This window comes from Leptothoe sp. EHU-05/26/07-4 (assembly GCF_043421015.1).
Classification (GTDB): domain Bacteria; phylum Cyanobacteriota; class Cyanobacteriia; order Phormidesmidales; family Phormidesmidaceae; genus Leptothoe; species Leptothoe turfae.
In genome coordinates, this window is the sequence record NZ_JAXSQV010000007.1 from 983,063 (window position 1) to 1,006,161 (window position 23,099).

Sequence of the window (23,099 nt, forward strand, 5' to 3'; positions counted from 1 at the left end):
CAACGGCTACCTATCGTGTCCCACCGCTGAGTCGTCTTTGGGGCACACCGGGGGGAGCTGGCTGAAACGAACGCTCTACTGAAAGTTCCTGACATGGCCAATCCGTTCTGATATTCAGTGGTTGGGCAACGGCATCTGCCATCAGACAATTGGGGACAATGATTGTGGCGCATGCCAGGTTCCGTAACAGACCACCCATGGGCAGATTTCCAAACAAACAAGGTCAATTCGGTGCCCGCAAGCAACCGCAATGACCTATCGGTGGTTAGTTAGACTTTACGACCAGGTTGTTGCAAAACTTAATTAAAAGCCGTTTCTGCTTTATATAGCTTGGCGCACATAGTTCACAACATCTACTGAAGACTAATGGTCAGATTATAGGAAGCATCGCTAGAGATGCCGCCGACAACTACTTGGTAATCGCCGGTGTGAGGTAAGAAAACCGTCTCATTGTTGGCGCTAAATGCCAGGATGTAACCGCTGGGGGAAATGATATCAAAAGCAGCGTTATTTTCTGTGGCCTGGAGGCTGATACTCATCTGCTGGCCACCGTTAGCGTTTAACAGGTAAATATCCCGGTCACCTCGCACTACCCTATTGCTAGCAATGGCATAGCGTTTGCCAGGGTCGAATTCAATCCGTTCGGTTCTGGCATTATTAGCTCCTGCCAGCAGGTCCTTGGCTTCAATCCCATTGTGATCTTGGAAGGCCGGATCAACAAGTTCACAGTCCGTTAGATTGAGAACGTTGTCTTTGGTTTGCAGTGTATTGCTGGTTAATATCCAGGTATCACGGGTGTCTTTGACGTCTTTGTCAATCCAGGTGGTAACGTCGACTATGGATGTGTCTTCGATTAGTGCACCTGAAAACACTTGGGCATAGGTTGTTGAACCGTTTTCTGCTTCGGTTTGAACCGATGAGCGTACGTCGCCGCTAAGCTGATCGTTGTCGAGGGTTAAACGCAAATACGTTGCGAGCATGCCGTTGTTTAATAGGTAGCAATAGCGACCTGGATCCAGCTCAAACGTCTCCGAGATGGACTCTGAGATGGTTTGAGGTGTGGATGCTTCAGGTGCGATCGCACCTGATCTAATCGTTTCCCGAGGGCTACATCCTATCAGCAGGCTGAGCAAACTAACAGTCAGCAGACTAATTGAAGTAAAGCGCATCATGATGATAAGCCTATCCTGGATCGGAATTGTGACGATGAATTTTAGTCGTGGTAAATGCGACTGCTCACCACAACATTAACGAGTCAGTTCAACTATTGCCTGGGTGATGCAACTCAACTCGGCAGGTTCAATGATATAAGGCGGCATCGTGTATATAAGTTTGCCAAAGGGACGTAGCCATACACCGTGCTCTACCACCTGTGGCTGAATTACAGCCATATCCACCGGTCCATGCAGTTCGACAACACCAATGGCTCCTAACACCCGCACATCTTTGACTAAGGATGATGCCCGGCAGGGGGCTAGCTCTTGCTTCAGCTGTGCCTCAATTGTCTGGATTTTAGCTTGCCAATTGTAGCTGTCTAAAATGGCAAGATTCTCTAAGGCGACGGCACAGGCTAAGGGATTCGCCATAAATGTCGGGCCGTGCATAAAGACCCCTGCTTCGCCCTGGCTAAATACCTGACTAATGTGGGGTGTGGTGAGCGTTGCCGCCAGCGACATAAACCCACCAGACATGGCCTTGCCGATACACAAAATGTCAGGCGAAATCTTTGCATGTTCGCAGGCAAAGAGCTGCCCCGTACGCCCAAAGCCTGTGGCAATCTCATCCAGAATTAGCAGCACACCATACTGGTCACAGAGCTCTCTGGCACGACGTACATAGTCAGGACTGTAAAGCCGCATGCCCCCAGCCCCCTGCACCACAGGTTCAAAGATGGCTGCGGCGATCTGTCCATGGTTTTCCGCCAAAAGTTGTTCAAAACTAGTAATATCGCTGTCATCCCACACTCCCCAGAAAGGAATCTGAGGAATATCGGCAAAATACTGTTGTCGTAGAACCTTGCTAAACAGATGGTGCATGCCGTTGACGGGGTCACACACCGACATGGCATCAAAGGTGTCGCCATGGTACCCGCCGCGCACCGTTAGAAAGCGATGCTTCTCAGGCTGGCCCAGGTTATACCAATACTGAATCGCCATCTTCATGGCCACTTCCACAGACACTGAACCAGAGTCGCAGAAGAACACCTGCTGGAGTGGTTCTGGCGTGAGTTCCACTAACCGCTGAGCCAGTTGTACCGCCGGTTGGTGGGTAAGACCGCCAAACATCACGTGGGACATGCGATCAATTTGATCGCGAGCGGCCTGGTTAAGCCGGGGATGGTTATACCCATGAATGCAGGTCCACCAGGAGGACATGCCATCCACCAGGGTCAGCCCTCCCTCTAGCTCGATGTAAACGCCCTGTGCCGACTTGACCGGAAAAATGGGTAACGGATTGGGCATGGCGGCGTAGGGATGCCATACATGTTGGCGGTCAATGGTGAGTAGCTGGTCCGTGGGTAAGGATTGCATAGGTGTTTGGATTGGGAGGGGGGGAACCGCTGACGCTATGGGCTAAGCACTAGTTATTCAACAGTGACTGTGATTTTCTCTGAGATAACGGGTTTTTCGTGGGGAATATGGCTATAGTTGCCCAGTACCAACTGTAAAGTGTGTTTGCCCGGTTCTAGGGTCAGCTGAGTTTCGGTTTGACCGGCACCATAATGGAGAACTTGTTCAGAACCTTGCAATGGCTCTGTTAGAGGAGGTAGCTCATCGACATCGACGAGTAAATGATGATGACCTGTATTGGGACGATCTATCCCGGCAGGGGCAATTCCCATGCCCGACAGGCCAAACCGCACGGTGAAGGGTGCTGCGACCGTATCACCATTGCTGGGAGAAATAATATAAGCGGCAGCAGATTCGGGTGCAGGGGAGAGGTCTGCTGCATAAACTGGATGTACAAATGGGCCGACTAGCATAGTCAGCCATAGGGCGGCAAGGGCAAGGCTATACCGAAGACAAATCACCATGAATAACACACTCGGAAACAAACATTATCACAAACATTATCTATGGTAAGCCGTTGCGTTGCCACCACGGTCATATCCCTAACTGTCACAGTTCTAATGAATGATTTTTCAGTGGTTATAGCGTTAAAATTATAGTCCACCCAGAAAAAGTGTCCTCTGTTTTTACGCGTTCCTAGGGACTAAACGATACAACAAGACCATGCAAGCGAGGTTCAGTAATCTCTGGTACTAAATACCCATGGAAAACTAGCCCGTCTGCCATAAAACGTTTCGAGGAATTCAACCATGATGTTCAATCGTATTCTTTGCACGCTGGGGCTAACGGCTGCTGTTCTTGCTGCAGCTCCCCTCACCGCATTTGCTCAAGAAGCACCTGACTATAACTATGTCGGGATTGGTGGCGGTGACGAAGGATTTGTTGTTAACGGTAAACTCTCTCTTTCTGATAATCTTTCTGTCCGTCCCGCTGTCAGCACTGACTTTGACTTTGATGATGGCGAAGATGTGGCCTATGTACTGCCCATCACCTATGATTTCAATTCTCTTGATCCCGCTGGTCGCCTTAATCCCTTCCTAGGTGCTGGTATCAATGGTGAGCTAGGTGATGATAGCTCCATTGAAGCTGCTGTGACCGGTGGAGCAGACTATCGTGTTAATGACAAATGGTTGGTTAATGGCTCTGTTGTGTGGTCTCCATTCCAGGATGGTGACGATGATGTTGACTTCATCGCTGGTGTTGGATATAGCTTTTAACTAAAATCTCCTAGGCTGAAGATTTTAAAGCAAGGTTATGACATCAGGGTAGCTCCCCATCTCAACAAAACAGCCCTGCCACGGCGGGGCTGTTACCAACACCAAGGATATTCTTAAATGTTGTCTGCTTCCGCAATCTCTGTGTTATTGGGAAATGTTGCAGTGTCAAAAAACTCAGAAAATGCCTCATTTAAGACAGTATATCCCTGGGCATTGAGGTGTAACTCATCTTTGCCGAAATCTTTGGGAATCATGCCTTTTTCATCGGCAATGGCTGAAAACCCATCAAACACCAGTACTTTATCACTTTGCAAGGAGTCAATATATCCGTTGACCTCATAAATGGCCTGGGCTATGTCATCTGACCAAACGGGTTTGCGTACAAGCGGCACTTCTCCCACTGGAAGAATAGTGGATATGATGACCGTGGCTCCCAATGCCTTAGCATCTTCTGTTATTTGTCGAATATTAGCGCGGCAAAGATCGATGATGACATTGCGTTCATCGGGCATCAGTGGAATGGCTTTGAGATCATTTATGCCTACTTGAATGACAACAATGTCTGGTTCTAAATCTCCTAAATGAAAATCGAATCGTTGACTTGTTTGTGCAGAGGTTTGACCGCCAACACCACGGTTGACAAATTCATATCCCTTAATTTGAGGGGTAGGCCAATCAGCAGCTCTAGAGTCTCCGAAAATAATGACTCGTTTATTGTCTCCCTTGTCATTCAAGTTAGAGTTTGGTTTATAGTAGCTAAGGCCCAGCGGATCTAAACGAACTTGATTGAGTTCAACGTAGTATTTTGTGAGTTGTCCGTATAGGAAAAAATTGAGCGCTACTGAAGCACCTACAAGAGGGATCCCCAAATACAGCAGCAGTGAGCTAACCTTGACCATTTTCATAGGGCCGTTTGCGGTATAAATTTGTTTGATCTAGAAGGACACTGTAATAAACCTTGATGACTAATGGTCCAACATAATTTGTTCCAAGCTACAGTATGTAACGTTATCGCTAACACCCTGAATGAGTTATGGGGAGATGCTTTTTGCCTGCTTTAAATCTTTGGCAAAATTTTGTAAGGCTAAGGTGTTGTACTTAGGCGGTTAGATACGGCGTCAAGATTTAACTATTGATAAGGGTGTATATGGATAGTTTGTCAGAAGTGAGTTTTCTGGTAGTCATATCAGGTGAACTACTCATGACTAGTTCACTATTCAGTACTCAGTTGTCTCATCCGAAATTTTCAGTTTGAGGCCGCTGTGTTTAAACGGCAACTGTTGCCATTTAACCCTGAGGCAAGGCATAACCATATATGACTGTTGGGTCTATTCACCGTTTGCTTTATGGTTGCTGAGACTGCGTTATTCTTTCCACCTAAACCTAAACCGTTACTGATTCGGTTGGTGCAGAGTGTGTCATATCTGGTGCTACAGCGGTTGTACCGATGCGGATTAGTGGTGTCCGATGACGATGTAGCTAAACTGCGGGCATTGGATGGCGCACGGGTGGTTTATGTGTGTAATCATCCCACTATGGAAGACGGTATGGTGCTATTTAGCCTGGCGGCACGGGTAGGCCAACTGTGGCACTATATTGTGGCTCGGGAGTCGTTCAAAGGGCTGCAGGGACCATTTTTACAATGGATGGGCTGTTACTCTATTCGTCGGGGATTGGGGGATAGGGCTAGCATTGCTCAGACGCTGAGTCTGTTAAGGGAACCTGGGGCGCAGGTGGTGATTTTTCCAGAAGGTGGCTGCTCTTATCAAAATGATACGGTGATGCCGTTTCGGTCGGGGGCAATCCAAATGCCGATGCAGGTAATCGCGCAGCTGATGAAGAAGACCCCCGATGCGGATTTGTATGTTATGCCGATTTCGCTGAAGTATCGCTATACTCAGCCGATGACGTCAGTTATCCAGGAGACATTACAGGGTCTGGAGGACGAACTCGGTTTAGTATCTGAAGATCCCCAGGATTTTTATCAGCGGTTACTTGCGATCGCATCCTTGATCATCACACGTATAGAAACAGAATTTGGCTTAACTAGGGAACCGGATCAAGACTGGAATCAACGGATCAGCCGTTTGCGGAATCATGTCATCAGTCAGTGTGAACAGCAGCTGGATCTAGAATCCAATGGAGCACCGATTCGAGAACGAGTTTATCGGATCCAGGCATTATTAGAGGCAGAAGAACCGAAAACGGTTGCTGAAGGGGATGCCCTCTATTGGACGACGGTAAGATTGCTGAATTTTGATGCCATTTATGATGGTTATGTTGCGGCTAAGCCTACTCCGGAGAGGTTTCTAGACACATTGATGCGTTTAGAACGAGAGGTGTATCAAGTGGAGCATATTCAGCCTAAGGCTCATCGCCAGGCTGTTTTCCGAGTCGGTGAACCGATTAATCTAAAAGATTACGTAAAAGAATTTCGAGCTGATAAGGCAGGAACCGTGGCGCGGCTCACAGAACAGTTACGCACAGCTGTGCAAGACAATTTAGCTGTGTAGTAGGGGCTGTGCCTTGTGCTAACCCTTACAAAATGTTCGTTGTGATGGGCAATTTTCTCTCTCTTTTGTTTCCTGGATTGCTGTTATCTAAACAGATTAATAACAAAACAGCGAGTTTCTTTTGCCTCGCTTCATCCACAGATGTCACCCAGATTGTCGGGACAGGTTTGATCGTCAATATCAATGCCGCTGAGGTCGAGCAGCTGCCATTCTCCTTCTACGGCGGGGGTGAGAATTGCACCGATGGGACTAATATCTGTAAAGGGGTTGTAACCAACATTGAGGGAGCGAATGGTGGGGATCTCAGCCACAGGTGCGATATTGTCGATTTGGTTGTAGCTAATATCTAGGGTGGTGAGTTGCCCTAGGGCGGTGAGGGCAGTAATGTCCTGTAGCTGAGTGTTGGCAAGACGTAGGGTTTGCAGCTGAGTGAGCTGAGCAATGGGGGCTAAGTCGCCAATGACGTGCCCGCTCAGGTTGAGAGCAGTGAGATTGGGGGTTGAGATCGCAATTATATGCAAATCCACACCCGTCGGAAAATCTACCATCAAACCGTTGTCTGGCAAGTAGTTCCTCTGTATCTGTGCCCCCCGTAAAACCTCCATCGCAGCCAGCTGCTGTGCGGCTACATTACAGTTGCTAATGCCCAATGCCGACATCAAAGCTTCCACCGTTTGCCAGGAATACGGGCGGCTGTATAGGGCGCTACTCCACTCGCCTGCCCCCCCTTGAAATGCTTCGCACAAGTCAGCAAATGTGGGTTGAGGCAGTTCTATTCCATAGGTTGCAACTGGTGTAATGGCTACAGTGCACCAGACGGTAGCTGCGCCAGCTAGTAAATGCATTGCCAAATGGTTGAGTTTGGGCATAATTACCTTTTGGGCACTAGACTCACCAGCATTGGACCATTAATTTCTCCCAATAGTCATTAATCTTTAATAACCATTCATATTTCGCAGATTTTAGAATACTCAAGCAGATATCTCGTCTTTTTTATCCCGATAATTTCTTAAACGTATCAAAGAACTCTCTTTGGCCTAAAGCAGTCAAAAGAATTCAAATTCAGAAACTAAAATGGGAACAATCAAAACGATCTTCTTCAGTGCTATTGTTCTCATTTTAGAAAGTATCGAAAATTACATAGGGTTTTGCCCCCTGTATGACTTGCAATAATGAGTGGTTTGGTCATTTCGTAACCACCATCACATGACAGAATCGCTATCATAGGAGAGAATGAAGTATGGCATCTAGGATCCGGTCGCAAGATTGTCCCATCAATGGTGGGGAATGAAGTTTATCTTGCTATGAGATTAGGTGGGGTGAGGGTCTGTCGGTAATTACGTATTTTAATACGACGATATAAAAAGGCCCGATAAATTCTTCCGCAAATTCCGTATTCATTACTTCATGATGTGCGGAAGTCCCTATAGGACCAGGGTAATCTTAATATCAGGTAGTCTTGTCAGTCAGGTTTTCTATGGAAGGAGCGCAGCCATCGCTTCAAACCCAGCAGCGTGTCCTTGCCGCAATTGTGGTAACAGACGCTGTTGGGTTTAGTGCCCAGATGTCCTCTGATGAAGAACGGGCACTGGCGATTATTAATCGAGATCTTAAGCAGATTGCCGGACTGTGCAATGTGTTTAAGGGCCAGGTGCTTAAATCAACTGGCGATGGCCTATTGATGTGCTTTTTTAGCGCAGCTCAGGCCGTGGCTTGTGCACTGAATATTCAAAAAAAACTGCGCGGGGATAGCAAGCGGGATAGCTTTGACCATCGCATTGGCATTCATCTAGGCGATGTGTACATAAACAATTCCGACGTTATGGGGAATGGCGTCAACATTGCGGCTCGTTTAGAAAGCTTTGCCGCCCCTGGTGAAATCTGTGTTTCTCAGGTGGTCTATGATGTCGTCAAAAGTCGCCTAGATTTAGATGCCACATTTCTTGGCCCGCTAAATCTTAAAAATATTCAAGAATCAGTCCCTGCTTATCAGCTACGGCCAGTCATTGAGCTGGAGGTGTCTGATGCGGAGATGACCCGACCATTTTTTGCTGAAGGGTTTGAAGGTTATGCCTTTGAGAGCCCAATTGATCAGGCTTTACAAAGTCTAGGTGACCATCCCGACCATCTGCGGATCAAAAAACTGATTTTTGGTACCTGTCAAAACCTATGGGAAAACGACACTACCGTTCTGGATCAGTTTTCATTGCAGCATCTGATTGACGCATTGGTGCAGCGCAATCCGTCAGTGGAGCATTGCCGTGCGAGTCTTTACCGCATTGTGGCTACCCTCAACCATAAAGAGGTCTACTCTGATGTGGCTGAGGTAATTTTGCAGGCCATTACGCCGTTATATATAGAACGGGCGGCCAGTTTACTTCCTGGTGGGGAGCCAGAAGAAGCTGAGGATGCGGCAGAAGAAAGTGTAGAGGAATCTAAGGATCGCTATCAACAGGTGGCGGATGAGCTAGAGCGAGATTCCCAGATTATCCGGATAAAAAAAGTTTTATATTGTCTGTGCCATAAAGTTTGGGAAACGGATATCCGTAAAATTGAGCAAGCGGATACGGCGATTTTGATACAGCAGCTGTATCAGCTGACACCAACACCCAACGATCTTAAATATCGGTTACGTCATTTATTGCACCATCTAAATCGCAAAACTAAATACACCAAAATTGTAAATATTATTTTTAAGGCCTTTCATCCCCTTTATAGTGCTCAAACTGAGCTGATCCCGATGTCAACACCGGGGTTCTCCACTGCCAACGACACCGATAGTCCAGAAACCTGTTTTGGGGATCTGCCAGTTGGTATTCATCCTGAAAATACCGTCGCCTATTCAGCGAAGTCTTTAGAAGGACCTTCTATGGAGGTGGCCCAGGTGAAAGACCGGGCCGATTTGTTTGAGCTCAGGCTCGATATCATCAAATATTGCAACCCGCTACGGGCTAAAATCTTGCTGCATTCCACCCTTTACAGTCCCTTTACCGGAAGTTCACAAGAGTGGTCATTGCTACGTAGTAAAACCTTAGAAGACTTTTTACGAGAAGTTTTCAACTATTGTTCTTCATTCCAAGACTTGGAAAGTAAATTATCTATTATTGTTCACTGTTTAGAAGACACCGATGACAATGAGCCCGTTGTCACTGCTATTTTGAATGCTATTAAACCCTATTACGCTGAACCAGACGAAGTGGTAATCCCTGTCGATAGTGCTAGAGCTGCTGTGTCTGCTGTTACCTCAATGAGGCCTGCATCCTATGGATAATGCTGCTGAACTATTAGCCTGTTATAACAGTGGCCAAAAGGACTTTAGTGGTCTGTGCCTAGCGAATTTACAGATGCCAAAAGTGGATCTGATCGGCGCGAACTTTTCGAAAGCTGATCTAGAACGTACAGATCTGATGTTTGCCTATTTGAGCCGGGTGAATATGCAGCAGGCGAACCTTAGCCATGCCAACCTGAGCGGCGTCAATCTGAATCAGGCGAATCTGATTTATACCAACCTGAGTGATGCTAATTTGCACGGCGCGAGTTTACAGGGGGCCGACCTGCGGGGGGCTGATCTCACCCTGGCCGATCTATTTGATGTGAATTTAGCCGACGCTGATCTCCGTAATGCTGACCTGAGCGGCGCTAACTTAACTGGGGCTTGTTTACGGGGGGCGAATCTGCGGCAAGAACTGCGCAGTGAGCAAACAATTTTGCGGGGAGCCCATTTGCGTCAGGTGGATCTGCGCGGGGCTAACCTGAAAGGGGCGGATCTGGCCAATGTCGATCTGAGTGGTGCCAACCTGAGTGAGGCGTTTCTCAAAGATGCTGATCTGCGCAATGCCAACTTGAACGGTGCCAACCTTAAGGGTGCATCATTGGCAGATGCTCAGTTAGAAGGTGCTAATTTGCGCTATGCCAATTTGACCCGCACCCGTGCCCAGCGGGCAAATCTATCTGGCTGCGATTTTACTGGTGCTGATCTAAAGGGTGTGAATCTTACTGATACTAAGCTTTGTGGTGCTCAACTTTTCCAGATTGTTATGGTTGATGCCCGGTTGCTGCGTTCTGACCTGAGTCGAGCTAATCTAAGTGGTGCTGACCTGACCCAGGCTGACTTGACTAATGCTTATTTGGGACGCACTAATTTAGGTGAGGCGAATCTGACTGACGCGATTTTGTTTAAGGCTGAACTGAGTAGTGCGAACTTAGCTGGCGCTAAACTCAGTGGGACAACTATGCCTGATGGAAAAGTGCAGAACTAATAGTGAATTGTTAATCTAGACATCCCCGCAAGTGAGTGCCCCGTTAGGGAGGTCATCATAATGTCCTCTTTGGTGGTGAACCCTGTGAGGGGATTGTTTTCTGCACCAAAGATCAATGTGCCGTGGAGTTGATTATTGGGCTGGGGGGCCAGAACAATGTGGCTATTGCGGTCAAAATTTGAGGTGTGTGATCGGGAACTTGTTGTCTGGGGCGGTTCTGGCAAGAACAATGGATTTGTAGGGGTCGGGGACGTAGGTTTGTTTGCAATCATGAATAATATTAAATTGCGTAGTTGATTCTCTGAGTTGACTTCTTGCCCCTGCATTAAACGTTGGTAATGCACGTAGTATTCAGTATTCGTCAGGAACTCCTATGGCAAGCTTTCAGCCTCTGAACATTCCTATATCAAAGTGAACGAATACAACTAATTTTTCAGCTAGAGCATAATGCCTGTGAATAGCTATAAATTTCTACGTCTAACTGAATATGCTAGTGTTGCTGCTACTGTCGTTGGTGCGATCGCAACCATATCAACTCAGCAAGTCGCCTATACAGCGGTTCCTCTAGCCTTTAGCGTTAGCCTGAATTTAATCAGCCGTCGCCAGCAAGAAAAACGTTTAGAGCAACGCTTCAGCCAAACCCAAAAAGAGACTGATCAGCAACTACAGCAAATTCAGCGACGACTAAAAAAATTAGATCTCTCAATTGTCGATGTAACTTCCTCTGTTCAGACCGATAGTCAAGCCCTATCTGAGCAAGCTACCCAACAGATTCAATCGCTCTCCAGCGAGATTAGCTCATTGCAAGAGCACCTCGCTCAACAAAGCACCACCAGTCAAACTAGCGTTGACCAAGTCGTAGAGGAGTTGCGGCAGCTACAGCTATCGGTTCCAGAGGCCATCTCCTCAGCTCAACACGATAGCCAGTCGCAAGTTGAGCGCTTGGCTGAGCGAATTCAAGACCTGTCTAACGATACCCAATCGCTACGGAAGCACCTAGCTCAACAGAGTGATATCAGCCAAACAAGTATCGGCCAAGTTGCTGAAGAGTTACGGCAACTACAAGTATTGGTCACAGAAACAATTGCATCGACACAGAGCGAGCGTCAGTCTCTATCTGTGCAAGCTACCCAGCAGAGTCAATCACTTTCCAGCGAGATCAACTCATTGCGGGAGCAACTCGTTTACCAAGGGACCAGTAGCCAAACTAGCCTCGATCAAGTTACTGAGCGTTTTCGGCAATTACAAGTATCAGTCACTGACCTCACAGTTCGTTCTGAGAGAGTGCTTGACCAAGTTGCGAGTACCCTAGCCGAGACCCGCGAGCAAGTTATCCGTGAGCAGCAGGCTAATCTGGAGGCAACAACTCAGAGCCTAAGCAACAACATTACTCAGTTACAGGATGAACTCAGTAGTCTCAAGCTAGATGTCGATGAGTTTAGATCTCGGCTTGAAGCTAGTCTCTCTGCTACTCAACCAGATTTTCCACACAATATTGTTCCAAATCTACCTACTGAGGATGAGTGCGATCGCGTAATTGTCTTAGGTATTGATTTTGGTACTGGTTTCACTAAAGTCTGTTTTTGGGATGTGGGAAGTGACCAAGCTGAGATTGTCACATTTGCCTCACCAGCAACAGAAGAATCTACGCTCGAACAGGCCTTGATTCCTACTAAGTTGGCTATTTTGAGTGATGATACTCTGCTTACTGGACTCACTATGACTGAATGGGAAAACAACACCTGTTCGATTAAGCACTCAGTAGACTTTATCAAAATGCGTTTAGCAGACTTAGATATGCCTGGGACTAATTCCTGGCGACTTGAACAGGTGCCTGAGTTAGATAAACCTGCGGCTGTTGAAAACATCTGTGCCTATTACCTCAGTCAGGTCATTACCAGAGCCCAAACTTGGATTCAAGACAATCGTCCCGATCTTTTTAAAAATCAAACGGTTCACTGGAGCGTCAATATTGGCGTTCCAGCGGCCTATTGTGATTCACCAGCCCTAGGACGTTTCCATCGAGTTCTCTCTTTAGCCTGGGTCTTAAATCACAGTTCTTTAGAGTCCGTAAAGCTTACACTACCAAAGCTTCAACAATTGAGTGACCACATTCAAGATTGGATGGATACAAACGTTACCTTAGATTCCCTAGATTGTATTACTACTCCAGAAATTTCTGCAGCGGCTTGGTCTTTCTTAAGTTCACCCGCTGCACAGGACGGTTTTTACACCCTATTTGACATTGGGGATGGGACGCTGGATGGTTCTGCATTTCGATTTTGGCGAGATGGCGGAACCCGGCATGTGGATATTTATAAAACTGAGGTACAGCCTCTTGGAGTCACTGCGCTAACAAAACAGGCCGCAGATGAACTTCACAGGTCAATTGAATCTGTGCGCCACAGTTTAAACGATCCTCATGATCCGGAATTGCAGCAGCAAATTCAAAAAAGCGACAGTAGAAGGAAGGTGCAAAGCCTTGTTGCTCAGATTGTGATCGGTGGAAATGAAAAGCATCAAGATGCACGGCATGTTCTTACCGAGGATGACATTGGTCAGAATCTAAGAGTGTTGCTCGGCGGTGGTGGCAGTAATACTTCGTTTTTCCAGGATACAATCGAGTCTACTCATGGTGAGTTTAAACATGAGAGTATGGATATTCCTCCCTATCGACTTAAAAAGATTCCTGTGCCGGATAAGTTAGCGACTAATGGACTCGCACCCAAAGAGTTTGGTCGATTTACGGTTGCCTACGGCCTTTGTAAACTTCCTTATGAAGAAACAGAACTTATTCGCCTACCTAGTCAAGTAGAAAAGGATGAACCTCCTATACGTCCGACATACTTTCGCCGAGAAAGTTACGAAAATACGCGGGATATGATGTAAAAGTTGACGACCAAATCCATGACATCGACTAATAGCTGGAATCCAGAAATACCAGGACAAGATGTACGCTTGAAGGCCAATCCTGGAAAACGGGGTAAAACAACTGGACGAATCAGACGACTGGGTAATCTTACCCTGGTAGAAGTTGAATTTGGCCCTGCCGAAAAGATACACCGACCTAAAAGCCTCCTTGAACTCTGCTCTGATGACGAAAGTATTGAAGGCTTAATGCGGCAGGGCCGATTTGGCGGACCAGATGATCTGCGGCGTATTCTCACCTTTGAGAAAGTGAAAGGTCAGCTGACAAACGTGTTTTACAGTATGGAGGCTAGCCAGACAGATTTCTATCCCCATCAGTTTAAGCCCGTTCTTAAGTTCCTTAACTCTCCGGTAGGGCGTCTTTTGATTGCAGATGAAGTGGGCCTTGGTAAAACCATTGAAGCCATGTACATCTGGAAAGAACTCCAGACCCGAGAAGATGCCAGGCGCTTGTTGATTGTGTGCCCGGCGATGTTACGCCAAAAATGGCAAGATGACCTGCGACAGCGGTTTAATATTTTCGCGGATATTGTTGATGCAAAAGAGTTGTTGCGTCGAGTGAGGCTATGTCTTGAGCACCAGAAACCGCAAGCGTTTGTCTGTATCGCAAGTCTTGAAGGATTACGTCCTGGACGTAACTGGGAAGCTATTAATGCTGCCAATGCCCGTGATGAGCTAGCGCGTCTACTAGATGCTAACCCCAGCAGTGAGTCCCTGAGCCTGTTTGATCTGGCTATTATTGATGAAGCCCACTACCTGCGTAATGCAACAACGGCGAGCAATCAAGTAGGGCAGCTGATTCGCGATGCCACCAAACACCTCATTCTGCTTACGGCCACACCGATTCAAACAGATAGCGCTAATCTGTATCAGATACTGCGCATCATCAGCCCTGACGATTTTTTTAATGCTGATATTTTTAACAATATGCTGGAGGCAAACGAACCCGTTGTTCATGCATTGCGCCATTTGTGGGCTAGCCCGCCAGAGCCTGCCAAAGCTCGCGAAGCTTTACAGCGGGCCTCCACCTCTGGTTACTTTGCGGATAATCCTTTACTTGAGCAAATCCAGCAGAGTTTATCAAATCTGAACCAAGTTGATGAAAGCGAACGGATTGAACTTGGCTACAAACTTGAAAAAGTTTCTTTACTAGGACAGTATATTACCCGTAGCCGTAAACGCGATGTCTTAAGCAATCGGGTTAAGCGTGATCCACAGACACTTGAGGTCAGGTTTTCATCCTTAGAACAAGAGGTCTATGATCGCGTTAGTGAATATATTCGTGAACAGAGTAAGGGCAAAAAAGGGGCACCACTCTTTCAGCTAATCTCAAAGCAGCGTCAAATGGCCAGTTGCATGGTAGCTGCGCTGGAAGCTTGGCAGAATGATGCTTCTCTGAGTGCTCTGGTTGACGAAGCCCTGTGGGAAGATTTTGGCAAAATACCGGAGCAAAGGAGTACTAGTCCATTATCTGTTGCCACACCTTCAGCCCTGAAAAAAGTCAACATTCGAGAGTTAGAGGTCTGTGACAGCAAATATTTGAAGCTACAGGGCTTTCTTAAAGAACAGCTCAAGGAAAAGCCTGGTGAAAAATTTGTTATTTTTGCCTACTTTCGAGGGACATTAAAGTACTTACAACGTCGTTTAGAAGCCGCTAATATCTCTAACTGTCTGATTATGGGAGACATGGGAGATGATAAGTGGACAGCCGTCGAACAGTTTCGCCAAGATAATGGCCCTTCGGTTCTGTTATCTTCTGAGGTGGGCAGCGAGGGCATTGATCTTCAGCATTGCCGTTTTCTGATCAACTACGATCTGCCCTGGAATCCAATGCGAGTCGAGCAGCGTATTGGTCGTTTAGATCGATTAGGGCAACCAGCAGAACGCATTTCAATTATTAATTTTAGCCTGGTCGATACTATTGAGGAAAGAATCCTCGAACGACTTTACGATCGCATTCAGATATTCAAAGAGAGTATTGGTGATATTGAAAGCATTTTAGGCCAGGCTACTGAAAAGTTGTTAGTCGATCTTTTTTCCGCAGACTTGTCTCCTGAAGAGAAAGAAGAACAGGCAATCATAACAGGTGATGCGCTCATTAAAAATCGATTTTTTCAAAATGAGTTAGAGACCGAAGCTGTCAATATGTTAGCTTTTGCAGATCACATTTTGGACTCTATCAATCAGAGTCGAGATCAGGGACGATGGCTTCAACCCGACGAACTGCTAGCCTTTGTAGAAGATTGTTTTTCTCGTTACTACCCTGGCACGGTCATTGAGCCAAAACCCAATGAACCTAAGCTTTATAACATTACATTATCCGAGCAGGCCAAGATTGATCTACAATTTTTTATAGGTAAAAATCGCTGCGCTACGCCGACACAGCTACATAAGTCAGGTAGACCCGTGAGCTGCTTTTTTGACCCTAAAATTTCAGGCAGTATGGGTAAGCGCAATGAGCTTTTAGACCCCACCCATCCGCTGATCCTATGGATTCGTGAGCGATATACTACGTCGGAGCAAACTCTACATCCAGTGTCTGCTATCAAAACACAAGCAAACGAGATCGATCTATTATCAGGGCTTTATGCCTATTCGGTGCATCGCTGGACATTTTCAGGCATTAAAACAGAAAGTCAAATCGCTTACAAAATTATTCGTATAGACGATGGCCATGTCCTATCCGATCAAGATTCTGAGGCCATACTTTCTACGCTAATGAAACAAGGGCAGATAAAGCCCAATGCACAAAATTTCATTGAGGATATTGACGATGTGCTTGCCCATCTATCGACCTGTAATGAACATATTGACCAAGCATTTAACCAGGCACTTGAAGATTTCTATATTGATAACGAGAATCGCTGTAATATTCAAGAAAAGAGTGCGCGTGCCTTTGCTGAACGTAAACAGCGTGAATTAGAATCTCGTTTAGAACGTTTTCGTCAGGCGGGTAAAACCCAAATTATTCCAGCAACAGAGGGACAACTTAAAAAGGTTAAGCGAGAGCTGGAAGTTAAGCTTAAAAATATTCAAGAAAAACGTGATGATCTAACCTGTGAGCCTAAACCTTTAGCTGCTGGTGTTATCTTCGTTGAAGCAAAAATCGGTTAGCTAGATTCTCCCTTATGCAGTGAGATAATCTCGTAGGGGTGGTGCCTTGTGCCCGCCCCGCAACATCTAAGGCCATTAACCAGAATTCTTGCTGTGCGAGATCGAGTGGGTAGCGTTGGTTACCCAGGATAGGTACAAGACCTTCTGCCTCTACAAATATCTCCTACAGGCGTAGCCTGGGTGGAGTGTGCTCAGCCAGAGGCTGGGCAGTAGCTTGTGCTGGGTGAGCAGAGCCGAAGCCAGACCCATGCAACAACGTATAAAAACAAGGAATTACAAATAACGTCAACACCGTCGCCAACGACAATCCCCAAAAAATCACCACCCCTAACGGTTGCAAAAACTCCGATCCCTCGCCTAGACCCAACGCCAACGGTAACATCCCCAACGCCGTCGTCACCGTCGTCATCAAAATCGGTCGCAACCGCTGCGGAGCTGCCTTAAGCATCGCCACCATGCGACTACACTCCTCCGTCACATAAATCTGATTCGCCAGCTCCACTAAAATAATTGCATTGTTCACGACAATGCCCACCAGTAGCACCGCCCCCACAACCACCGTTGCGCCAATGGCTGTCTCAGTCATATACAGTCCCAAAATCCCGCCCGCTAAGGCCAAGGGCACCGTCAACATGATCACTAACGGATCAATCAGTGAATTGTACTGCACTGCCATCACAGTAAACACTAAGAAGACTGCCAGACCCCCCAGCAACCCTAGCCCATTTTGAATGGCCTCATTACTTTGGGCACTAAAGCTAGGTAGACGAGTGACTCCCTGCGGTAGCGTTACTGTTTCCATTACCCGGTCCACCTCATCCAGGGCCTCACCCAGGCTAGCCTCTTCTGCTAAACGACCTTCGATAATAAACACCTGTCGCTGGTTAATCCGCTGAATTTCACCCAGCGACTGACCCTTTTCAATACTGGCCACATCACTCAGGCGTACTTGCTGATTACTACTCAACAGCGGCAGCTGACTGAGCTGAGCTGGATTCTGTACCAGACTATCCGGTGTTTGTACCCGTACATCAATCAGCCGATCACCGCGCTGTAGTTGTGTGGGCACCACTCCCGAGAGAATCGTCTCAACAGTACGACCAATCTCCTCAGCCGAGAGACCTACATCAGCCGCCCGCTCCCAGTCAGGTCTAATCTGGATTTCCGGCTGAGGCGGATCAGCATCGGGTAAATAACTAGCCAGTGTAGCTTGCTCACCCAGCGCATCAAGCACTTGCTGTCCTGCTTGTTCCAACAGTTCTGTATCACTACTCTGCAAAACAATGTCCACATCGCTGCGAACAGGAGAGTTACTTAAAATCAAGCCCCGCACAGAACCAGGCGAAACCCGTAAACGCGTTTTCACTAAATTTAACTGACCTAACTCCTGGTTCATGCGGTCAGTAAACGCTTCCACATTGGTTCCAGGCTTTAGCGTGAGCGTACTTGAACCCCGCAGAGCATTGTCGATACTCGTGCTACCAAACAGAAAACCACCGGACGTACTAAACACATAGTCAGATTCCGGCTGTTCTATGAGAATGTTGTCCAGAGCTGCCATCACCTGACGGTTTTCCTCTAGGGTGGTTCCAGGTGGCAGCTGCACCCACACCCTGGCTTGACCATTACTAATGCTGGGCAAAATCTCCTGGGGAATCTGGCGCATCATAAACCAGCTGCCACCACCAAAAAGAAGAATAATTGCAGCTATTACGGCTATTCTCTGCTGTAGTACCCAGCTCAAGGTTCTGGCATAGCTCAATGTCAAGCCTTGCAGACGCCGACCAAACCAGCGTATGGGCCAGAAAGTACCGACTTTGCTGGAGGCTTTGATTGTTAGCAACCGTGCGGCCAGGGCAGGTACCACCGTTAACGCCACTAACAGCGAAGCCGCTACCGCCAGGCTGATGGTAACGACTAGCTCGCTAAACAACAGTGAGATAAATCCGCCCATTAGCAAAAATGGCAACACTGCTACTAGATTTGTTGTTGTGGAAGCCACCAGTGCTGATTCTAATTCTTGACTGCTGGTTTCTGCCTGACGAATGGCAAGGCGCGGACTACGAGCTACACCCTTAGCAATGTTTTCTAACATTACAATGGCGTTGTCTACAACAATGCCAACGCCCAGGGCTAATCCTCCCAAGCTAAAGACATTGAGTGATAGCCCAAATAGTCCTGATAACAACAGCGTCACCAGGGTGGCTAAGGGAATCGCTAATACAATAATAAATGTCTGTCGCAAAGAGCCCAGAAACATTAAGACAGCAATGGCAGCCAGAACAGTACCCGTTAAACCCGCCGTTGCTACGTTTCGAATCGAGTTTTGAATAAAGACAGATTCATCCAGGGTGACGTTGATGATCAGGTCGTCGGGCACCAAACCAGAGGCTTTAAACTGCTCTAACTGCTGCTTAACTCCCTCTACTACAGCAATTGTGTTTGCTGTTGGCTGTTTCTGAACACTCACTTTCACGGCTGGCTGACCGTTCAGGTTCACAAAAAGCCGCTGCTCTTCGGTGCCATCTATCACATCAGCAAAGTCTCGCAGATACACCTGCTGATCACCCACCTCAAACAGCAAATTCCGAATCTCTTCTGCATCACGGAATTTACCAGAAACCCGTGTCAGAGGCTCGCTGTTGGGTCCTTTTATGCGACCTCCAGATGTATCTTGATTACGCTCTTCAAGAACATCCAGGACATCGCTAATTCCTAAGCCCAGTGCCTGTATCCGAGATGGATCCAGATTGACCTGAACTTCTTCCTGTACACCGCCCGATACATCGACACTCGCCACACCCGGTACAGTAGATAACTCCCGCGCTAATTCCTCGTCAGCAAACACCCGCAGATCCATGCCCTGCAGTTTCTCTGAAGTGAGGGCCATCTCATAGACCGGCAACTGAGACGGATCAAACTTAAACAACCGTGGCTGATCAATGTTATCTGGCAAACGGTTCCGAGCACGGTTCAGCGTTGCCGTAGCATCATTCAATGCCTGGTCAATGTCGCCACCCGGTTCAAAATATAGGTCAACACTGACCCGTCCTTCTCGTGTCTTCGAAACGATCTGCACTACACCTTCCGTAGCGGCGAGTGCTTGCTCTAGAGGTCGGGTGATTTCATCCACTGCTACGTCGGGAGACACTCCGGGTGAATCAGCTCGCACTCCGATGCGTGGATAGGTAATGGACGGTAGCAGGTCTACTGGTAGTTGAGTGGTGAAGAATAGACCTAAGATGATGATGGCTACGGAGAGCATCAACGTAGCAATGTGACGACGAATGGCAAGTTTGCTGAGGCTCATTATTTACTCTCCCACACCCTCAGACAAAATGCTTAACCTGACTGCCTGCCCATTTTTCAAAGGCTTATCACTCTGCACCACAAACGGCTCACTTGCCTCCAGCCCAGAGAGAATTTCGACTCGCCCTTGTTCGGTCTGGCCCACTTCCACTGACCGGGCAACCACCGTAGTCTGTTCATTGTCTTTTTCAATCACAAAGATTGTGTTTTCTTCTGTTCCACTCTCTAAAGCACTCACAGGCACAACAATTCGCGTTCCATCCGGTGGTGTAAATTTCACCCGTGCCAATAGACCGCTCCCAATACGACTATCTGGGTTTGGCATGGTCACTTCTACTGTCACCAGGCGGGATGTGGCATCAGCCACTGGGGAAATGCGGGAAATGCGCCCGATGATAGTGTCTAGATTTGGAAAGGCATCAAGACGAATCTGGGTAGGTTGTCCAATGGTGAGTTGCCCGAGGTCTAATTCAGAAACTTGGACGGTAACTTTTAAGGTGCTGAGGTCGCCGAGTTCTAAGAGTGTTGTTCCGGGTTGCACATAGTCACCGGGGTCCACCAGTCGAGTGAGAACAGTGGCAGGGGTTTGAGCTGTTAACTCTACCCATCTAAGTTGCTCTTTGGCTTCGGCAACGACGGCTTGCTGGGCATCGACCCGACCGGCGGCAGCTGCGATCGCATTCTGTCTGGTCTGCACCTGAGCCTCAGCGGAGTTAACAGCCTGCTCTGCATTAATTAAGGCTAACTCAGCCGCCTCAGCCGCCTGTTGGGAAACGGCCCCTTGGTTGGCCAACTGTCGCAGCCGATCGGCATCAATTTTTGCCTGGTCCCTGGTCGCTTTGGCTTGGACAACAATTGCCTCGGCATCAGCGATGGATACCTGGTCTTGGGCAATTTCTGACTGTCTGACTGAAAGTTCTGCTTGGGCTTCATTCACCCGAGCGGTGAGGAGCCCACCATCTATTTCGCCTAAAACCTCGCCTGACAGTACCAGATCACCCACGTCTACAGTAAGTGCAATCACCTCACCTGCGGTTTGGGCTCTTAGAGCAATCTGTTGCTGTGGTTGAGTAGTGCCCGTATATTCCAGTGCTTCTATGAGGGTGCTGCTTTGGGCGCGGGCGGTTTCTACGGCTACGAGCCTATCTTCTTCACCAGGGCCACCTGGACGACCTGCCTGGGCTTCGCTGGGGGCAAAGAAACCACAGCTGGATAGCAACATAGCCAACCCGAACCCGGCAGTCAATTTAACACTGTGCTGAAGTCTTGTATGCCAAATGATCATGGGCTATTCCTTAGGTTCCCAAATCTCGGTCTAGGCAGGTTTAAACAATGGCTTCGTATCCCAAAACGCAGCCCGACACATCAGATTTGTTTTGCTAGGATACATCGATATTTTAACTTTTGTTAACAAAAACAGACACATAAAATTTTGCAGCCACTACTGTAAAGACAAAGTTAAATAGCATGCGTGTGTGGTAACTCAGCTGCCTACTCTTTTTATCCGTGTGTTGGCTAACACCATGTTAACGAGTGTAACGAATCCCTGGTGCTAGCCGCAGGTAATAAGACGGGCAGACAGCTATATTTATTTAGCCGTGCGTTCAAAGAGGTGGTATAAGCAACCTTTTCTATTCGTCTAGACGTGTGTTCCACTGATGATATGTGAGTGTGCTGCGATCTTCAGCAGACGCAAACTATGATGGCTTAGCAATCGTCACTGAGTTCAAATGGAGTACTGGATCGATGACTCAACCCATTAAGTATGCCGATGTCGCAGATATTTACGATAATTATGTTCAAACGACCCTAGATATTCCTTTTTTGCTTGACCAAGTTAAAGGTGTATCGTCAGAAGTTTTGGAGCTCATGTGTGGTACAGGACGGATTTCCCTGCCACTGATTGAGGCAGGACTGAGGCTTACCTGTGTCGATAAGTCCCCTGAAATGCTGGCCGTTCTAGAGCAAAAGCTTGTTCAACGAGGCTTCTCTGCGACGCTGCACACTGGTGATGTTTGTGACCTTGATCTAGGTAAACAATTTGACCGTATTTTGTTGCCGTTTCAATCGTTTGCAGAGATCATTTCTCCAATTGCTCAACAGCGAACACTTGCTTGCATCCATAAGCATCTATCCTCAAATGGGCAGTTTATCTGTTCACTGCATAACCCCAAAATTAGGTTGAAGACAGTCGATGGTAGATTGAAGTTAAAAGCCCGTCCACCCCTGCCCAATGGAGCAGGCTCACTAATGCTTTGGGCTATGGAGACCTATGATCCTGAGAATAAAGTTGTCCATGGTCTCCAGTTTATTGAAACCTATAATCAGTATGGTATTCTTCAGTCTAAAAGATTTATAGATATTCAGTTTAGTGTGCTTGAAAAGGAGACATTTGAGAGCATGCTCAGCGATGCCGGGTTTAAAGTGTTAGCGCTATATGGAGATTATTTCTATGGAGACTTTCAATCCATGGCAAGTCCTTTTATGATTTGGATACTTGGGAAGAAACCATAAAGCAGCATGGATGTTAGTGAATTAAGACAAGAATATATTCGAGAAGGGCTCAGACGAGAAAACCTCAACTTAGATCCCTTTAATCAATTTGAAAAGTGGTTTCAGCAAGCTTGTGAGAGCGATGTACCAGAGCCTAATGCCATGAGTCTTGCAACAGTATCGGCGGCTGGTGAACCGTCACAACGGATGGTGCTGCTCAAATATTTTGATCGCCAGGGGTTTGTGTTTTTTACTAACTATGAAAGTCAAAAAGCACATCACATAGATGAAAATCCTCACGTGTCCCTCTTATTTTTCTGGATTGCCCTAGAACGGCAGGTGCGCATATCAGGACGTGCTGTCAAGGTTTCCACAGGTGAATCCTTTAAATACTTTGCCACACGCCCACGGGGTAGCCAAATAGGTGCCTGGTGTTCACAACAAAGTTCAGTTATCTCGTCTCGTCAGGTTCTAGAACTAAAGCTGGATGAGATGAAACGCAAGTTTCAGAACCAAGAGGTTCCCCTACCTTCAGCATGGGGTGGTTACCGTGTTGTTCCCAGTCGATTTGAATTTTGGCAGGGCAGACCCAATCGATTGCATGATCGCTTTGCATACTCGCTTACAGAAGACCCCTCTAGCTGGCAGGTTAAACGGTTAGCTCCTTAAAGGATTCTTGGGACATTTCTGGTAAAG

17 protein-coding genes are annotated in these 23,099 nt (G+C 47.2%); 8 read left to right on the forward strand and 9 right to left on the reverse strand.

What is annotated here, in order from left to right:
* Positions 1–10 precede the first annotated feature (10 nt).
* The 4 genes from U2F10_RS28825 to U2F10_RS28840 all read right to left on the reverse strand — a co-directional run bounded on the left by U2F10_RS28825 (position 11) and on the right by U2F10_RS28840 (position 2,983).
* On the reverse strand, positions 11–199 hold the full coding sequence (locus U2F10_RS28825) for a hypothetical protein (RefSeq protein WP_006518231.1): 189 nt from the start codon (positions 197–199) through the stop codon (positions 11–13).
* Positions 200–353: 154 nt separating this feature from the next.
* Entirely contained in the window at positions 354–1,172 is an 819-nt protein-coding gene (locus U2F10_RS28830) for a TolB-like translocation protein (protein ID WP_499874001.1), read from the reverse strand.
* A gap of 75 nt (positions 1,173–1,247) precedes the next feature.
* The gene (gene bioA, locus U2F10_RS28835; RefSeq protein ID WP_499874002.1) at positions 1,248–2,531 is read right to left on the reverse strand and encodes an adenosylmethionine--8-amino-7-oxononanoate transaminase; all 1,284 of its coding nucleotides are present in this window, start codon (positions 2,529–2,531) and stop codon (positions 1,248–1,250) included.
* 53 nt (positions 2,532–2,584) lie between these two features.
* On the reverse strand, positions 2,585–2,983 hold the full coding sequence (locus tag U2F10_RS28840; RefSeq protein WP_250564805.1) for a DUF4399 domain-containing protein: 399 nt from the start codon (positions 2,981–2,983) through the stop codon (positions 2,585–2,587).
* 336 nt (positions 2,984–3,319) lie between these two features.
* Between U2F10_RS28840 and U2F10_RS28845 the strand changes: the two genes are divergently transcribed.
* Positions 3,320–3,787, forward strand: a complete 468-nt coding sequence (locus U2F10_RS28845) for a porin family protein (RefSeq protein ID WP_163660612.1) — start codon at positions 3,320–3,322, stop codon at positions 3,785–3,787.
* 113 nt (positions 3,788–3,900) lie between these two features.
* Here the strand turns inward: U2F10_RS28845 and U2F10_RS28850 are convergent, their stop codons facing one another.
* Positions 3,901–4,692 carry an SGNH/GDSL hydrolase family protein gene (locus tag U2F10_RS28850; RefSeq protein WP_163660614.1) on the reverse strand — a complete coding sequence of 264 codons (792 nt, stop codon included), beginning with the start codon at positions 4,690–4,692 and terminating at the stop codon, positions 3,901–3,903.
* A gap of 441 nt (positions 4,693–5,133) precedes the next feature.
* Here U2F10_RS28850 and U2F10_RS28855 point away from each other — a divergent pair, with 441 nt between their 5' ends.
* Entirely contained in the window at positions 5,134–6,300 is a 1,167-nt protein-coding gene (locus U2F10_RS28855) for a 1-acyl-sn-glycerol-3-phosphate acyltransferase (RefSeq protein ID WP_499874003.1), read from the forward strand.
* 131 nt (positions 6,301–6,431) lie between these two features.
* On the opposite strand, the gene U2F10_RS28860 is transcribed toward U2F10_RS28855, so the two are convergent.
* Positions 6,432–7,169, reverse strand: a complete 738-nt coding sequence (locus tag U2F10_RS28860; RefSeq protein ID WP_499874004.1) for a leucine-rich repeat domain-containing protein — start codon at positions 7,167–7,169, stop codon at positions 6,432–6,434.
* A gap of 608 nt (positions 7,170–7,777) precedes the next feature.
* Between U2F10_RS28860 and U2F10_RS28865 the strand changes: the two genes are divergently transcribed.
* Together U2F10_RS28865 and U2F10_RS28870 are read left to right on the forward strand one after the other, a co-directional pair.
* Positions 7,778–9,571: an adenylate/guanylate cyclase domain-containing protein gene (locus U2F10_RS28865; RefSeq protein ID WP_163660620.1), complete on the forward strand. Its 1,794-nt coding sequence runs from the start codon at positions 7,778–7,780 to the stop codon at positions 9,569–9,571.
* Positions 9,564–10,559: a pentapeptide repeat-containing protein gene (locus tag U2F10_RS28870; protein ID WP_163660622.1), complete on the forward strand. Its 996-nt coding sequence runs from the start codon at positions 9,564–9,566 to the stop codon at positions 10,557–10,559. Before U2F10_RS28865 ends, U2F10_RS28870 begins: the two co-directional genes overlap by 8 nt.
* On the opposite strand, the gene U2F10_RS28875 is transcribed toward U2F10_RS28870, so the two are convergent.
* On the reverse strand, positions 10,556–10,831 hold the full coding sequence (locus U2F10_RS28875; RefSeq protein ID WP_499874006.1) for a hypothetical protein: 276 nt from the start codon (positions 10,829–10,831) through the stop codon (positions 10,556–10,558). The two genes, U2F10_RS28870 and U2F10_RS28875, sit on opposite strands and share 4 nt — an antisense overlap.
* Positions 10,832–11,012: 181 nt before the next feature.
* Between U2F10_RS28875 and U2F10_RS28880 the strand changes: the two genes are divergently transcribed.
* Together U2F10_RS28880 and U2F10_RS28885 are read left to right on the forward strand one after the other, a co-directional pair.
* Entirely contained in the window at positions 11,013–13,448 is a 2,436-nt protein-coding gene (locus U2F10_RS28880; RefSeq protein WP_499874007.1) for a hypothetical protein, read from the forward strand.
* An 18-nt stretch (positions 13,449–13,466) separates the two neighbouring features.
* Complete coding sequence (locus tag U2F10_RS28885) at positions 13,467–16,601, forward strand: SNF2-related protein (protein WP_499874008.1); 3,135 nt, start codon at positions 13,467–13,469, stop codon at positions 16,599–16,601.
* 163 nt (positions 16,602–16,764) lie between these two features.
* Here U2F10_RS28885 and U2F10_RS28890 read toward each other — a convergent pair whose 3' ends face one another.
* Both U2F10_RS28890 and U2F10_RS28895 read right to left on the reverse strand, forming a co-directional pair.
* A complete protein-coding gene (locus U2F10_RS28890; protein ID WP_499874009.1) occupies positions 16,765–19,911 on the reverse strand; it encodes an efflux RND transporter permease subunit in 3,147 nt (1,048 codons plus the stop codon).
* A gap of 3 nt (positions 19,912–19,914) precedes the next feature.
* A complete protein-coding gene (locus tag U2F10_RS28895) occupies positions 19,915–21,195 on the reverse strand; it encodes an efflux RND transporter periplasmic adaptor subunit (RefSeq protein WP_499874011.1) in 1,281 nt (426 codons plus the stop codon).
* A 461-nt stretch (positions 21,196–21,656) separates the two neighbouring features.
* Here U2F10_RS28895 and U2F10_RS28900 point away from each other — a divergent pair, with 461 nt between their 5' ends.
* Both U2F10_RS28900 and pdxH read left to right on the forward strand, forming a co-directional pair.
* Positions 21,657–22,424 carry a class I SAM-dependent methyltransferase gene (locus tag U2F10_RS28900; protein WP_499874013.1) on the forward strand — a complete coding sequence of 256 codons (768 nt, stop codon included), beginning with the start codon at positions 21,657–21,659 and terminating at the stop codon, positions 22,422–22,424.
* A 6-nt stretch (positions 22,425–22,430) separates the two neighbouring features.
* On the forward strand, positions 22,431–23,072 hold the full coding sequence (gene pdxH, locus U2F10_RS28905; RefSeq protein WP_499874014.1) for a pyridoxamine 5'-phosphate oxidase: 642 nt from the start codon (positions 22,431–22,433) through the stop codon (positions 23,070–23,072).
* The last annotated feature ends 27 nt before the right edge of the window (positions 23,073–23,099 follow it).

Coding starts and splice junctions, on each gene's coding strand:
- U2F10_RS28895 (WP_499874011.1), bottom strand. CDS start 21,195: ATGATCATTTGGCATACAAGACTTCAGCACAGTGTTAAATTGACTGCC.
- bioA (WP_499874002.1), bottom strand. CDS start 2,531: ATGCAATCCTTACCCACGGACCAGCTACTCACCATTGACCGCCAACAT.
- U2F10_RS28885 (WP_499874008.1), top strand. CDS start 13,467: ATGACATCGACTAATAGCTGGAATCCAGAAATACCAGGACAAGATGTA.
- U2F10_RS28850 (WP_163660614.1), bottom strand. CDS start 4,692: ATGAAAATGGTCAAGGTTAGCTCACTGCTGCTGTATTTGGGGATCCCT.
- U2F10_RS28875 (WP_499874006.1), bottom strand. CDS start 10,831: ATGATTGCAAACAAACCTACGTCCCCGACCCCTACAAATCCATTGTTC.
- U2F10_RS28825 (WP_006518231.1), bottom strand. CDS start 199: ATGGGTGGTCTGTTACGGAACCTGGCATGCGCCACAATCATTGTCCCC.
- U2F10_RS28860 (WP_499874004.1), bottom strand. CDS start 7,169: ATGCCCAAACTCAACCATTTGGCAATGCATTTACTAGCTGGCGCAGCT.
- U2F10_RS28890 (WP_499874009.1), bottom strand. CDS start 19,911: ATGAGCCTCAGCAAACTTGCCATTCGTCGTCACATTGCTACGTTGATG.
- U2F10_RS28900 (WP_499874013.1), top strand. CDS start 21,657: ATGACTCAACCCATTAAGTATGCCGATGTCGCAGATATTTACGATAAT.
- U2F10_RS28845 (WP_163660612.1), top strand. CDS start 3,320: ATGATGTTCAATCGTATTCTTTGCACGCTGGGGCTAACGGCTGCTGTT.
- pdxH (WP_499874014.1), top strand. CDS start 22,431: ATGGATGTTAGTGAATTAAGACAAGAATATATTCGAGAAGGGCTCAGA.
- U2F10_RS28830 (WP_499874001.1), bottom strand. CDS start 1,172: ATGATGCGCTTTACTTCAATTAGTCTGCTGACTGTTAGTTTGCTCAGC.
- U2F10_RS28870 (WP_163660622.1), top strand. CDS start 9,564: ATGGATAATGCTGCTGAACTATTAGCCTGTTATAACAGTGGCCAAAAG.
- U2F10_RS28840 (WP_250564805.1), bottom strand. CDS start 2,983: ATGCTAGTCGGCCCATTTGTACATCCAGTTTATGCAGCAGACCTCTCC.
- U2F10_RS28865 (WP_163660620.1), top strand. CDS start 7,778: ATGGAAGGAGCGCAGCCATCGCTTCAAACCCAGCAGCGTGTCCTTGCC.
- U2F10_RS28855 (WP_499874003.1), top strand. CDS start 5,134: ATGGTTGCTGAGACTGCGTTATTCTTTCCACCTAAACCTAAACCGTTA.